We start from the raw sequence: 13,200 nt of genomic DNA on the forward strand, positions 1-13,200 counted from the left end.
CTACCGCGGCAGTCGCCGGATCGTTCACCGACCGTGATACCGTATCGCCAGCGGGACAGTATCTCACCGAGGCTGGGGACGCCGGACGAGACGCAGTCGGTATCGGCGTCGGTCACACTTACGATACCGGGGCAGGCGGCAAAAGTGTAGCCATTTTGTAGCATTTGGTTGTCAATTTCTCCGGAGCACGATTCGAGGCGTCGGACGAGACGGTGTGAACCACAGTCGCTTTGAGGATAGCGTCCCGAGTTCGCGACAATGAGTACAGCGACGGCCGACGTCTCGAAGCGGAAGGCGTGGCTGATGGCCGCCCGGCCACAGACGCTCCCCGCCGGGGCCGCCCCGGTCGTCGTCGGGACCGGACTCGCGGTCCACGCCGACGTCTTCGCACTGTTCCCGGCGCTTGCGGCGCTCGTCGGGGCCCTCCTCATACAGGTGGGGACGAACTTCGCGAACGACTACTACGACGCCATCAAAGGCGCCGACACGGACGAACGAGAGGGGTTCACCCGGGTGACGGCGGGCGGTCTCATCGAACCCGACGCGGTCAAGCGGGCGATGATACTGACGTACGGCCTCGCCGTCGTCGTCGGCGTCTCCCTCGTCGCCATCGGTGGCCTCCCCATCGTCGTCGTCGGTCTCTCGGGTATCGCCGCCGGCATCCTCTACACCGGCGGCCCGTTCCCCTACGGCTACCGCGGTCTGGGCGACTTGTTCGTCTTCCTCTACTTCGGCCTCGTCGCCGTCACCGGGACGTATTACGTGCAGGCGGTGTCGCGTATACCGGAGGTCGGCACGTTCCCGATGACCCTTCCCGACGGGAGTCTCACGGTGGCCGCAGTCGTCGCAAGTCTGCCCGCCGCCGGCCTTTCGACGGCCATTCTCGTGGTCAACAACGTCCGCGACCGGGAGACGGACATGGCCGCCGGCAAGAAGACCCTGGCCGTCTACATGGGCTATCGGTGGAGCCGCGTCGAGTTCCTCGCTCTCGTCGGCATGGCTTACGTCGTCCCGGTGGTCTTCGCCCTCGACCCGACCTACGGACTGCCGGCACTGGCACCGCTGTTCTCGTTGCCACTGGCCGCGAAGACGGGGAAGACGGTCCTGACAAACACCGACGGAACCGCACTCAACCCGGCCCTAGAGCGAATCGGACAGACGCTGTTTCTCCACTCGCTCCTCTTTGCGGCCGGCCTCGCACTCCCGACGCTACTATGAGGACGACCCCGTTCTCGCTCCGGTTGAAGCGGCCGCTTGCCACCGCCGACGGAACCATCGCCGAACGCGAGGGTGTCGTCGTCCGCTACGACCACCGCGGGGAGACGGGCGTCGGGGAATCGACGCCGCTCCCGGGGTGGACGGAGTCGCTCGACGCGTGTCGCTCGGGATTGGCGGACGCCGCCGCGGCCGAAGCGGACGGCGGCCACACCGCCGCGATGCTGGCCCTCGACGCGGCGGCGGTGCCCGCTGCTCGTCACGGGTTCGCCACGGCACTGCTTGACGCCGACGCCCGCGCCGACGGAGTGCCGCTGTATCGGTGGTTCGACCCCGACAGGCGCTGCCAGTCCGTTCCAGTCAACGCCACCGTCGGGGACGGCCGACCACAGGAGACGGCCGACGCCGTCGCCGACGCCGTCGACGCCGGCTTTGATTGCTGTAAGGTGAAAGTCGGTGCCAGACCGGTCGCTGACGACGTCGAGCGAATACGGGCGGTCAGGGACTGCGTCGGCGACGACGTGACGCTCCGGGCCGACGCGAACGGCGCGTGGTCCCGGGACGAGGCCGAGACGGCCTTCGAGGAGTTAGCGTCGTTCGGCGTCGAGTACGTCGAACAGCCACTCGCTGCCGACGACATCGAAGGGCACGCGAGCCTTCGCGGCGGGTCGGTCGGCGTCGCGCTGGACGAGTCGCTGGTCGACCGGCGCGTCCACGCGATACTCGATGCGGACGCCGCCGACGTGTTGGTTCTCAAACCGATGGTACTGGGCGGCCCCGGAAACGCCCACACGCTGGCGATGCGGGCCCGCGAGCGGGGCGTCGACCCCGTCGTCACGACGACCATCGACGGCGTCGTCGCCCGCCTCGCAGCGCTCCACGTCGCCGCCGCGATACCCGACGTGAGCGCGTGCGGCCTCGCCACCGGCGACCGGTTGGCGACGGACCTCGCGCCCGACCCCGCGACGGTGTCCGACGGCCGGATGTCGGTCCCACAATCGGCCGGACTCGGCGTCGACCCCGCGGAGGTGGGTCCCGATGCGTGACCCGGTCGAGTGGCCGACTCGCGACTTGCTGACCCACAGAGTCCGGACGACGCCGGAGCGCATCGCGACGGTCGACGCCGATACGGGCGAGGCGACGACCTACCGCGAACTGGACGCCCGGGCGGGCGACGCGGCCGTGACGGTCGCCGAACTCTGTGCCACTCCCGGCGGTACAGTGGCGACGCTCGTGGACACCCGGCCCGCAGTCGGGCCGTTGCTGTTCGGCGCGATGCGGGTCGGTGCCACCCTCGCGCCGCTGAACGTCGACCTCGACCCGAGCAGCCTCTCTGCACAACTGACGACACTCGATGCCGACCTCCTCGTCTGTGAACGCGAGACGGAAGCACTGGCCGCTCGGGTCGCAGACTGTCCCGTGGTCTCCGTCGACGACCCGGAACGGACCGGCGTGAACGCCATGCAGTCGGACACTAGCGGAGTCGACCCGGTCGAAGTCGACCGCGATACGACGCAACTCGTCCTCTTCACCTCGGGGACGACGAGCGACCCGAAGGGCGTGCGACTGACCGTCGGCAACCTCGTCGCCAGCGCCACGGCCTCGGCGTTCCGCCTCGGCGTGACGCCGTCGGACCGGTGGCTCGTCTGCCTGCCGACCTACCACATGGGCGGGCTGGCACCGTTCGTCCGGACCGCGCTCTACGGGTCGACGGTGGTCGTCCAGCGCGAGTTCGACCCGAGCGAGACGGCCCGCGTGCTGTCCGAGTGCGACGTGACCGGCGTCTCGCTCGTGCCGACGATGCTCCGACGGTTAGTCGACTCCGGGTGGACGCCCGCTTCCGAACTCCGGTTCGTGTTGCTCGGTGGCGGTCCGGCGAGTCCAGCGTTGATAGACCGCTGCCGCGAGCGCGGCGTCCCGGTCTGTCCGACCTACGGCATGACCGAAACCGCCTCCCAGATAGCTACTGCGCTCCCCGAGACGGCGTTCGATCATCGGGACACCGTCGGCCAGCCACTCGTCTGTACCGACGTGACCGTCGTCGACGACGGCGACCCGGTCGGCCCCGGCGAGCGGGGCGAACTCGTCGTCGACGGACCGACGGTCACGCCGGGCTACCTCGACGCGGACCGGACCGAGGCGGCATTCGGCGAATACGGCTTCCACACGGGGGACATCGGCTACCGCGACGAGGACGGACGGCTGTGGGTCCTCGGCCGCGTGGACGACCGCATCGTCACGGGCGGCGAAAACGTCGACGCCAGCGTCGTCGCCGACGCTATCAGGGACTGTCCGGGCGTCGAGGACGCCGCCGTCGTCGGCCTGGCCGACGAGGAGTGGGGCCAACGCGTCGCGGCGCTGGTGGTCGGCGACGTGACGGCCGAGCGCGTCAGCGACTACTGCCGAGACGAACTTGCACCCTACGAGGTGCCGAAGACGGTGGACGTGGTCGACGCGCTCCCACGGACGGCCTCAGGGACTGTGGACCGGGACGCGGTCCGGGCGTCGCTCGGGGACTGAATGCGAACGGTAGCGAGAAGAGTTATCATTTCACGAGTAGTGTATGAAATATGGACATACGAGATGCAATATACACGCTGCTCAACGTCGTCGTGATACTGGTGGGAGCGTTCGTCGTGGGCGGCAATATCCTGGCAGTCACCGGCGGATCCGGCGGGACAGCCCCCGCGTCGCCGGACAGACTCGGCGTCGGTAGCGTGAGCCACTCACCAGACTGGGGCCTCTTCGCGCTGGCGACGCTCGTCGCCGTCGGACTCCTCGTCATGGCGGCGAAAAACCTTCACACCCTCCACTCCCGTTCTGGATAGCGTCGGTCTTTCCGCAACCGATTCTGAGATAATCAGCCCACTGGATTGAAAAAAATCGTCCGCCCAGTTCAATCCGTTACCAAAGGTATCGATCGTAGGTCTGGTCCGCGTAGGCGTCGATCTCGCACCCGACAGTCTCACTCGACATACACCCCAGGTCTGTGACACACCCGTCGAATTGTCCGGCTGAACTAAAGTGGACCACGTCGAGGTCCTTGTTGTGATTCTTTCGAACTCGAAGGACGCCTCAACTGCGTTGCGCACTTCAGCCTGGTTCTCCGGGTCGAAGGGTGGTGATGTGTGGAGATATGCGCCGCAGCCGGCACAGCCGTTTTGACCTTCGATGGCCTATCCCTGAGCGTGTGTACGATAGTCCTCGCGTGGCAGGTGTTCGAGGGAACGCCCGTGGCCTTCGCGGCCAACCGTGACGAACGCGTCGACCGCCCCTCGGAACCGCCGGCAGTCCGACACTGGGGGGCCCGCGTCGTCGCGCCAGCCGACTCAGAAGCCAACGGTACGTGGGAAGGCTACAACGAACACGGCCTCTTGGCGGCCGTCACCAACCGCTGGGTCGACGCCGACCTCGCCGGTGAGCGCTCCCGCGGCCTGCTGGTCCGGGACTGTCTGGGCCACGAGACGGCCGAGGACGCCGCCCGCGCCGTCGAGCGGGCCACCCGCGAGGCGGAGTACGACGGCTTCAACCTCCTGCTGGCCGACGAGAACGCCGCCCTCTTGCTGGAGTGGGACGGGCAACTCGCGGTGCGGAACTTCCAGCCCGGCGTCCACGTGGTCGTCAACGTCGGCGCCGACGGCGACTACCGTATCCCGGGCCACCGTCCCGACGTGGGCGAACAGCAGGCCGTCAACGCCGACCGCCTCCGTGAGGCGATACAGGTCGACCCCGGCGAGGGCCTCGACGACTGGCTGGACCGCACGAGCGAGACCATCGCGGACCACGACTACGGCGTCTGCGTCCACGGCGACGGCTTCGGTACCCGCTCGTCGTCGCTCATCGCGCTAGGGGAGCACCGCCGCTACGAGTTCGCGGCGGGGCCGCCCTGCACCACCGAGTACCACCCGGTCGAAGGCCAGATTTAAGCGCCCGACCGTCGGTGTTGGTAACATAATGAGTTCGGCAGCGTCGGAGGCGGACCTCTCTGAGGACGAGCGAGCCGGGTTAGAACTCATCCGCGAGTCCGGCGGTATCCATCAGAGCGACTTCTGGAAGGAGTTAGACGTCTCCTCCCGGAAGGGTAGTCGTATCGTCGAATCCCTCTTCGAGAAGGGGCTCATCCAGCGCGAGGAGACGGTCTACGAGGGCCACAACACGTACCATCTCACGCCCGCGGCCCGCGACCTCGACTTCTCGCTGCTGATGGCCGGCGACCAGTTGTCGCCGTTCATCGGCGACGAGGAGGTCGACCCACACGACGACGCCTTCTCCCAGTGGGTCATGAACCTCGCGTACCAGAACTGACCGGCCGGTTCCCGTTTTCCTCGGTACACGAGACCACAGGCCGAGCAGCGGCTATCCGAACGGTGAAAGAGAGAAACGCCGCCGCGACTACTCTTCGAGTGCGTCGGCGATGCGGTCCAGCGAGCGCCGAACGTCGTGGACCTCGTCGCGGAGCTTCCGGATTTCGCGGGTGAGTTCCTCGTTGTCGCTCCCGCTCTCTTCCTCGCGGCCGCGTCCGGGCGGCCCGCCGCCCATGCCGCCGGGGCCGCCTGGGCCGCCGCCCATCATGCCGCCCATCATCTGTGCGAAGGGGTTGCCCCCGCCGCCCATGCCGCCGGGGCCGCCGCCACCGCCCATCATCTCTTCCATGCGCTCTTCGCGGCTCATCTCGCCCTCTTCGCCTTCTTCGCGCTCCTCGGCGCGCTTCTGACGTATCTCCTCGACGCGCTCGCGGAAGGACTTCTCTTCGTCGCCGTTCTCGCTCGATTCGGCCGCCTCGTCGGCGTTCTCGGGTTCGTCGTCTGCCATGCCTCCGGGTTCGGCTGGGCCGCTGAAAAGGGTTGTCGTGTCAGGCCAGCCGGCGCACGAGCGCCGAGAGGCCGATACCACAGCCCAGCAGGACGACGAGGTTGAATCCCGCCATGAACAGCGGTCGGTACCGGTGGGTGACGAACGTATCGACGGCCGCCGACACCGAAAAGTAGAACCGCAACGTGGCGATGAGGGCGACGACGACGAGGACGGTCAGCGCCGCCCACTCGAGATACTCGACGGCGGAGCGACTCTCGTCGTCCGACGGATTTCGGTTCTCGGGCGACCCAGGGGGTGCAGAGGGGCCGCCCCGTTTCTGGTCGGTCGGTGCGGTCGATTCGGTGGTGGGTTCCTCGGTCATGCGTGTCTCCGTGCGAGTCCGAGCGTCGCGACGACGAGTGCAACCAGCGCGGCGAGTGCGGTGAATCCGGGACCGCCCCCGCCGACAGTCGTCTGCTCGTGTGTTTCTTCCATTCGCGGTTCCTCTGTCGCGGCCTCTTCGAAGTCGCCGGAGTCGAACCCGACGTCGCGGCGCGTCTCGTTTTCGGTCAGCGTCTCCTGCGGGTCGAGGTTCGCGGGTGCGCTCTCCGTGGCGACGATGACGCCGTCCGACTGGAGGATGCCGTCCAACCAGTAGTTGTAGCCGTCGGGGACGGTCAACTCCGTACTGACCGTCCGAGTCCGGCCGGGGCGAATCTGCCCCACTTCGAGCGCCGACGCGTCGGCGACGACGTTCGACTCCGCCTGCCGGGCGCGCATCCGGAGCGAGAGGCCGCCGGCCGAATCGTCGCCGCTGTTGGTGAGATACGCCGTCACGTTCAGCGTCGTCTCGTTGTTCTCGACGTCGGCGATACGGTACGAGATGGCCCGGAGCGGCGTGTTGGTGTTCTCGAACCGATGGAACGAGACCGTCGAGCGAGCGTACGCCGGCGTCAGGGCGTCGACGTTCCTGACCATCCGCCGCTGGACGGATACGCGGCGGCCGTCCTCGTACACTGTCGTCTCGATACGGTAGTCGCCGTCTCGTTCGACGGTGAGGTTCCGTGTGAAGGAGACGTCTCGGTCGCCGCTGACGTTACCGAGTGACTGTCGTTCCGTCGTCGCTACCAGTCCGGTGTCGGCGTCGATAGCCCGCGTCACGACGGTGACGTTCTCGGCCGCCCCACCTCGGTGTTCGAGGCTGGACGTGAGCGAGAGCGTCACCGTCTCGCCGGAGACGTCGGGGGCATCGACGTAGGACTCTCGGAGGTCGAGGTGACTCGGACGGACGTCCTCGGTGGGTTCCGAGAGGATGCCGGGGACCGCTGTCGCACTGGCGACCATCGTCAGCGTGAGGAGGGCGATGGCCCCAGCGAGTAGTACTTCGCGTCGCACGAGTGTAAGCGCGACACCGCCCGGCATATGTTTTGTGTATGACTCTACGGGCGCGGATTGAACTCACCCGAACGCGCCGAGACTCGACTGGAGGTCCCGGTCGGTGCCGCCGTCAGTCACCTCGTAGCCGACGAGGGCACGCAAGTCGACGGCGTACGTGCTCCCGTTGTTGTCGAGGACGGCGACGCGGCCTTTCGTCCCGCGGACCGTCCCCGTGGCGAGCGTCTCCGCCATCGGTCGCTCGGTGAGGGCGAGACCGTAGTCGAAGTCGTAGGTCGCAAGCGTCTCGTACTCGTCTAAGAGGGTCGACCAGAACTGTTCGTCGACGGACTCGTGGAGGCCGGCGACCTTCGTCGGGACGCGGACCCGGTCACCGAGGTCGGTGGCGACGTCGGCCTCTATCTGGCGGGCGATGCGGCCGTCGGCGACGGTCCGAAGGTGGGCCGCTCGGTCGGCCCCCTGCTCTCGCAACCGGGTTTCGAGGCGCCACGACCGCGTGACGCCCACTTTGACCGTGTCCGGCGCGAACACCGCCAGATAGACGGCGTGTTCCTCGTCGCAGGCCTCGATAGGTTTGTTGCAGTCGCCGGTACACCGGGCGCAGGGCCACCTGCTCGTGTGTTCCGGGCAGTACGGCGCGTCCGCCCCGTCGCAAGCGTAGTGTCGCTCGCCGTCGACGGCACCGGCACAGTGGCGCTCGCCCAGTGCGTACGTGAGTTCGGTCCCCGGGTCCAGTCGCTCGACGGTGACCGCCCCCTCGTCGGCGAGGAGCAGTGCGGCGTGGTCTTCGACGCGAGAGTGGTACCCGACGACCTGCACGGCCGGGCGTTGGCGAGCGACCGGCAAAGGGCTACCGGGATGACGTTTTTGTCGTTCGGGTGAGAACTCTCGAGTATGGCAGACCTCGAACTCACCAGTCCGGCGTTCGACGACGGCGAGCGCATCCCCGAGGAGTACGGCTACGCGTCGGCGAACACGAGTCCGCCACTGGAGATACACAACGTCCCCGACGGGGCCGAGTCGCTGGTCCTCGTCGTCGACGACCCCGACGCGAAGGAACCGGCCGGGAAAGTGTGGGACCACTGGGTCGTGTGGAACATCCCACCCGACGTCGGCGAAGTCCCCGAGGGCACGACGCCCGGCGGCGCACTAGAGGGGCAGAACGACTTCGGCGAAGTCGGGTGGGGTGGGCCGAACCCGCCGGACCGCGAACACACCTACCGGTTCCTCCTGTACGCACTCGATACGACGCTCGACCTCAAACGCGGCGCGAGCAAGGACGACGTCTACGACGCCGCCAGCGGCCACATGGTCGGGAAAGCCGAACTGACCGGGACCTATCCCGCGAACTATAGTAGCCATTGAAAATCAATGCACACCCGACCGCACGATGGCGGTGCGGTCGGTGTGTGAATCGTTTCAATTGTTACTATAGAGTTCGTCGAGGAGTTCGCGGGCGCACTGCCGCACCGCGTCGTCGCTCGACTGGGACGGCTCCCAGCCCAGCGCGGCGAGTTTGTCGATGGAGAGGCGCATCCGGGGGACGTCGCCGGTCCAGCCACGGTCACCGCCGGTGTACTCGTACTCGGGGTCGACGCCCATCTCGTCGGCGACGATGTCGGCGATGCGGTCGACGGAGGTCGTCGTGCGCGTGCCGAGGTTGAACACGTTGTGGTCGGCGTCGGCGTGTTCGACGGCGTAGACCATGGCCTCGATACACTCCGAGACGTGCATGTAGGACTTCTGCTGGCGGCCGTCGCCGAGGATGGTCAGCGATTCGGGGTTCTCTCGCAACTTCTCGACGAAGTCCGGGACGACCGCACCGCGCAGGCGCGGGCCGACGATGTTGGCAAAGCGGAACACCCACGACTGCAGGTCGTGACTGTGGGCGTACGTCGAGACGAGCGACTCCTCTGCGAGTTTCGTCGCGCCGTAGACGCTGATGGGTTCCAGCGGCGCGTAGTCCTCCGGCGTCGGCCGCGGCGCCTCGCCGTACACAGTCGAAGACGACGTAAACACGAGGCGTTCGACGCCTACCTCGTCCATCCGTTCGAGGAGGTTGTACGTGATCTCGCTGTTGTCCGTGAACTGACGGCGCGGCGTGTCGGTGTCGACGAGTTTCGAGGCGGCGAGGTGGACCACGAGGTCGGTGTCAGCCGTGACTGTGTCCGCGACGACGGCGGGGTCGGTCAGGTCCCCCTCGACGAACGTCGCGTCGTCGTGGACCCACTCGCGCCGGCCGTTCGAGCCGTCGTCGACGACGAGGACGTCGTTGTCCGTGACGAGGCGTTCGACGAGGTGAGAGCCGATGAAGCCCGCACCGCCCGTGACGACGATGTGCTGGCCTTCGAGGTGCATACTCGGGGTCGACGCGGGTAGTCAAATAGCGTTCCGGTACCGCGATGAACGCCGTTTTATAGCTGCCGGGGCGAGTAGGGGATATGACGCGACTCAGCCGCCGCGGATTCCTCGCCGGAAGCGTCGCCCTCACCGGCGCAACTGCTGGCTGTCTCTCCGGAGGGTCCGGGGAGTCCGGAGACGACGGGTCCGACGACCGTTCGGTCCCCACTGCGAGCGGACAGCCCCTCTCGGCACCCGTCGCCGGCAACCCCGACGCCGACGTGACCGTCGCCGCCTACGAGGACTACGCCTGTCCCCACTGCAAGACGTACTCTCAGACGGTCTTCCCGAAGGTTCAAGAGAACTTCCTCGCCGACGGGACGGTTCGCTACGAGTTCCACGACTTCCCGATTCCGGTCGACGAGACCGTCTCGTGGCAGGCGGCAAACGCCGCCCGCAAGGTGCAGGACGCGGCGGGCGACGCCGCCTACTTCACCTACTCGAAGCGACTGTTCGAGAACCAGAGCCGTCTCGGTCCGGACGTGTACGCCGAACTCACCGACGGCCTCGACGTCGGCGGCGACGCCGTTCGCAAGGCCGCCACGGATCGGACCTACGACCCGACGGTACAGGCCGACCGCGACAGGGCCGTCGAGAAGGGGCTGCGCGGCACCCCGACGGTCCTCGTGAACGACCAACCGGTCGAGTGGCAAGAGATAGCCTACGCACCCGTCCGGGACGCCATCCAGTCGGCGCTGAACGGATGAGCGACGACCACGAAGTCACGGTGCTGCGACTGGGCCACCGTCCCGGCCGTGACGAGCGCATGACAACCCACGTCGGCCTCACCGCCCGTGCGCTGGGCGCCGACCGCGTGGTGATGGCGGGGTCGGCCCGCGATCGAACCGACACCATCGTCGACATCACCGAGCGGTTCGGCGGCCCCTTCGAGGTAGACGTCACGCAGGAACCCAAACGGCTCATCCGCGACTTCGAGGGCACCGTCGTCCACCTCACGATGTACGGCGAACCGGTCCAGGACGTGGAAGACGACGTCCGCGAGGCACACGCCGAGGGGCCGCTCTTGCTGGTCGTCGGCGCCGAGAAGGTCCCCTTCGAGGTGTACGAGAACGCGGACTACAACGTCGGCGTGACGAACCAGCCCCACTCGGAAGTGGCCTCGCTCGCGGTGTTCTTAGACCGCCTGTTCGAGGGGCGGGAACTCGACCGGGAGTGGGACGACCCGGACCGGGTCGTCGTCCCGATGGAGACGGGCAAGCGCGTGGTCGACCCCGACGAGGCCGAAGCCGACGAGTAGCGAGCGACCCGACGGTGCGCAAACGCACCGCGTTTACGAATCCCGGGGCGTGATCGCCAGCGAGCAAGCCGGAGGTTTTAACCACGTGACCCACCGAGACACGGATAATGGCTTTTGAGGATCTCCTGGAGGACCCGGTTATACAGAAGTACCTCCACGAGCTAGTCGGACCGAAAGGGATGCCGGTCGCCGCCGCGCCGCCGGACGGCGAAGTGACCGACGAGGAACTGGCCGAGGAGCTCGGACTCGAACTCAACGACGTTCGCCGAGCGCTGTTCATCCTCTACGAGAACGATCTGGCGTCGTATCGACGCCTCCGCGACGAGGACTCGGGGTGGCTCACCTACCTCTGGACGTTCGAGTACGACAAGATACCCGAACAACTAGAGGAGGAGATGTACCGCCTGCTCGACGGCCTCGAAGAGCGCCGTCAGTACGAGCGCGACAACGAGTTCTATCTCTGTGAGCACTGCGGCATCCGCTTCGAGTTCGGGGAAGCGATGGAGTTCGGCTTCGAGTGCCCCGAGTGTGGCAACCAGATCGACGCCATGGAGAACACCCGCCTCGTGACCGCCATGGAGGAGCGCATCGACGAACTGCGCGACGAACTGAACGTCGAGACGGAAGCTGAGGCCTGATGGTCGTCCTCGGAACCAAAGTGTACGTCACGGGCGATACTCGTGACCGTGCGCTCGACGGCCTGCGGTCGCTGGTCGCCAACGAACTCGGCGACCTGGACGTGACGTTCGACATCGGCCACCGGGAGGACGACTTCCCGACGGTCACCGTCGACGGCCCCGACGCCACCGTCGCCCGGAACCTCCTGCGTGAGGAGTTCGGCGAGATGGTCACCTCCCACGAGGACGGCGAGACGTACGTCGGAACCCTCGACTCGTGGGACGACGACGGGTTCGTCTTAGACGTCGGGTTCGGGCAGGAGGTCCGCATCCCCGCGGACAACCTGAACCTCGGACAGGGGTCGCCCGCCCAGATTCGCAAGCGGTTCGGCGTCGTCCAGCACATGCCGCTTCGCTTCGTCGCCGGCGACGACCCGCGACTCGCCGACGAGGAAGTCGACCGCCTCTACGACTGGTCGCGCGGGAACGGTCGGGTCAACGCCAACAGCGTCACCCGGTCGAACGCCCGTGCGACGGTCAATCGGGCCGGCCACGCACAGGACATCGTGACCGTCGAGCGCATCGGCCTCCTCGAACAGAGTATCGTCTGTAACCCCGACACCGACGCGCCGGGCATCCTGTCCGACATCGGCCGGTTCATGCAATCGGAACTCCTCGCCGTCGTTCCCTGAGCTATGCAACGTCGCCACCTCGCTCTCCTCGGTATCGTCGCGCTGGTCGCGCTCTCTGGCTGTAGTGGTATATTCGGGCAACAGAACATCGACCCGAACCAACTCAACCAGAACGCCACCTACGACTGGGACACGCAGTCAAACGCGTCTGTCGTCCTCGACCGATCGTCGTACAGAGCGGTCTACGACGTCCGAAACAACGACACCTTCGAGGTGTACGACCGCGACGGCCTCGGGCGCGAACAGGCCGTCCCGATTCGGGCGCTGAAGTTCCGCTACGCGAACGGCACCGTCATCACGGAGGCCAACTCGTCGCTCAACGCCACCCGTGGCGGGAGTCAAACGACCATCCGGCTCCCGGGCAACGTCACCGGACAGGTCGCCTACAGCGCCCCGCGCAGCGGGAAGTCCTACGCGACACCGACCCACCTCGATGGTGCGACCTATCAGGTGACACTGCCACCGGGGGCTCGGGTCGGTATCCCGATGCTCTCGCAGGTCAGTCCCGGCGGCTACGAGACCGGCGTCGACGGGGAGACCAACCGAATGACCGTGCGGTGGTCCCAACCGGTCGAAGCCCGACAGGTGAGTGTCAGGTACTATCTCGAACGCGACCTGCTCATCTTCGGTGGCCTCGCCCTCGTGGCTATCCTGATCGGTGGCGGCGGCACGCTGTACTACTACCGACAGTTGCAGGCGGTCAAACGAAAGCGCAAGGAGGCTGGCATCGACCTCGAAGAGGAGCAAGAGGACGACGACCCGCGGGACCGCGGTCCGCCGCCGGGAATGCGCTGACGGACGACAAACAGTATTTGTATCGCCACACCGT

Annotated in this window: 17 protein-coding genes; 12 read left to right on the forward strand and 5 right to left on the reverse strand. The window is 67.0% G+C overall.

Annotated features, from left to right (window positions below):
* Positions 1 to 258: 258 nt before the first annotated feature.
* From IEY28_RS05045 to IEY28_RS05070, 6 genes are all read left to right on the forward strand, one after another.
* Positions 259 to 1,218 carry a 1,4-dihydroxy-2-naphthoate polyprenyltransferase gene (locus tag IEY28_RS05045; protein WP_188995116.1) on the forward strand — a complete coding sequence of 320 codons (960 nt, stop codon included), beginning with the start codon at positions 259 to 261 and terminating at the stop codon, positions 1,216 to 1,218.
* Entirely contained in the window at positions 1,215 to 2,261 is a 1,047-nt protein-coding gene (locus tag IEY28_RS05050) for a mandelate racemase/muconate lactonizing enzyme family protein (RefSeq protein WP_188995117.1), read from the forward strand. Before IEY28_RS05045 ends, IEY28_RS05050 begins: the two co-directional genes overlap by 4 nt.
* Positions 2,254 to 3,735 (forward strand): class I adenylate-forming enzyme family protein, encoded by a 1,482-nt coding sequence (locus tag IEY28_RS05055; protein ID WP_188995119.1) that lies wholly within the window; start codon positions 2,254 to 2,256, stop codon positions 3,733 to 3,735. Before IEY28_RS05050 ends, IEY28_RS05055 begins: the two co-directional genes overlap by 8 nt.
* A 50-nt stretch (positions 3,736 to 3,785) precedes the next feature.
* Entirely contained in the window at positions 3,786 to 4,043 is a 258-nt protein-coding gene (locus IEY28_RS05060) for a hypothetical protein (RefSeq protein WP_188995121.1), read from the forward strand.
* A 360-nt stretch (positions 4,044 to 4,403) separates the two neighbouring features.
* Entirely contained in the window at positions 4,404 to 5,141 is a 738-nt protein-coding gene (locus tag IEY28_RS05065; protein WP_188995123.1) for an NRDE family protein, read from the forward strand.
* Between the two features lie 28 nt (positions 5,142 to 5,169).
* Positions 5,170 to 5,520 (forward strand): helix-turn-helix transcriptional regulator, encoded by a 351-nt coding sequence (locus IEY28_RS05070; protein WP_188995125.1) that lies wholly within the window; start codon positions 5,170 to 5,172, stop codon positions 5,518 to 5,520.
* An 87-nt stretch (positions 5,521 to 5,607) separates the two neighbouring features.
* Here IEY28_RS05070 and IEY28_RS05075 read toward each other — a convergent pair whose 3' ends face one another.
* The 4 genes from IEY28_RS05075 to IEY28_RS05090 form a co-directional block, all read right to left on the reverse strand.
* Positions 5,608 to 6,027 carry a hypothetical protein gene (locus tag IEY28_RS05075; RefSeq protein WP_188995127.1) on the reverse strand — a complete coding sequence of 140 codons (420 nt, stop codon included), beginning with the start codon at positions 6,025 to 6,027 and terminating at the stop codon, positions 5,608 to 5,610.
* Positions 6,028 to 6,067: 40 nt separating this feature from the next.
* On the reverse strand, positions 6,068 to 6,391 hold the full coding sequence (locus IEY28_RS05080; RefSeq protein ID WP_188995129.1) for a DUF8060 family membrane protein: 324 nt from the start codon (positions 6,389 to 6,391) through the stop codon (positions 6,068 to 6,070).
* Positions 6,388 to 7,404, reverse strand: a complete 1,017-nt coding sequence (locus tag IEY28_RS05085; RefSeq protein WP_188995131.1) for a DUF7490 domain-containing protein — start codon at positions 7,402 to 7,404, stop codon at positions 6,388 to 6,390. The genes IEY28_RS05080 and IEY28_RS05085 overlap by 4 nt, the downstream gene beginning before the upstream one ends.
* A 63-nt stretch (positions 7,405 to 7,467) precedes the next feature.
* On the reverse strand, positions 7,468 to 8,223 hold the full coding sequence (locus IEY28_RS05090; RefSeq protein ID WP_420842322.1) for a DUF2797 domain-containing protein: 756 nt from the start codon (positions 8,221 to 8,223) through the stop codon (positions 7,468 to 7,470).
* Between the two features lie 75 nt (positions 8,224 to 8,298).
* Between IEY28_RS05090 and IEY28_RS05095 the strand changes: the two genes are divergently transcribed.
* Positions 8,299 to 8,769, forward strand: coding sequence for a YbhB/YbcL family Raf kinase inhibitor-like protein (locus tag IEY28_RS05095; protein WP_188995135.1), 471 nt, complete (start codon positions 8,299 to 8,301; stop codon positions 8,767 to 8,769).
* A 54-nt stretch (positions 8,770 to 8,823) separates the two neighbouring features.
* On the opposite strand, the gene IEY28_RS05100 is transcribed toward IEY28_RS05095, so the two are convergent.
* Positions 8,824 to 9,762 carry an NAD-dependent epimerase/dehydratase family protein gene (locus tag IEY28_RS05100; protein WP_188995137.1) on the reverse strand — a complete coding sequence of 313 codons (939 nt, stop codon included), beginning with the start codon at positions 9,760 to 9,762 and terminating at the stop codon, positions 8,824 to 8,826.
* An 83-nt stretch (positions 9,763 to 9,845) separates the two neighbouring features.
* Between IEY28_RS05100 and IEY28_RS05105 the strand changes: the two genes are divergently transcribed.
* The 5 genes from IEY28_RS05105 (at position 9,846) to IEY28_RS05125 (ending at position 13,166) form a co-directional block, all read left to right on the forward strand.
* Entirely contained in the window at positions 9,846 to 10,511 is a 666-nt protein-coding gene (locus IEY28_RS05105; protein WP_188995139.1) for a DsbA family protein, read from the forward strand.
* Entirely contained in the window at positions 10,508 to 11,062 is a 555-nt protein-coding gene (locus IEY28_RS05110; protein ID WP_188995141.1) for a tRNA (cytidine(56)-2'-O)-methyltransferase, read from the forward strand. The genes IEY28_RS05105 and IEY28_RS05110 overlap by 4 nt, the downstream gene beginning before the upstream one ends.
* A gap of 107 nt (positions 11,063 to 11,169) precedes the next feature.
* Entirely contained in the window at positions 11,170 to 11,700 is a 531-nt protein-coding gene (gene tfe / locus IEY28_RS05115; protein WP_166970231.1) for a transcription factor E, read from the forward strand.
* Positions 11,700 to 12,371, forward strand: coding sequence for a DUF2110 family protein (locus IEY28_RS05120; protein WP_188995143.1), 672 nt, complete (start codon positions 11,700 to 11,702; stop codon positions 12,369 to 12,371). The genes tfe and IEY28_RS05120 overlap by 1 nt, the downstream gene beginning before the upstream one ends.
* Before the next feature lie 3 nt (positions 12,372 to 12,374).
* The gene (locus tag IEY28_RS05125; RefSeq protein WP_188995145.1) at positions 12,375 to 13,166 is read left to right on the forward strand and encodes a DUF5803 family protein; all 792 of its coding nucleotides are present in this window, start codon (positions 12,375 to 12,377) and stop codon (positions 13,164 to 13,166) included.
* The last annotated feature ends 34 nt before the right edge of the window (positions 13,167 to 13,200 follow it).

The organism is Haloarcula pellucida, from assembly GCF_014647235.1.
Classification (GTDB): Archaea; Halobacteriota; Halobacteria; order Halobacteriales; family Haloarculaceae; genus Haloarcula; species Haloarcula pellucida.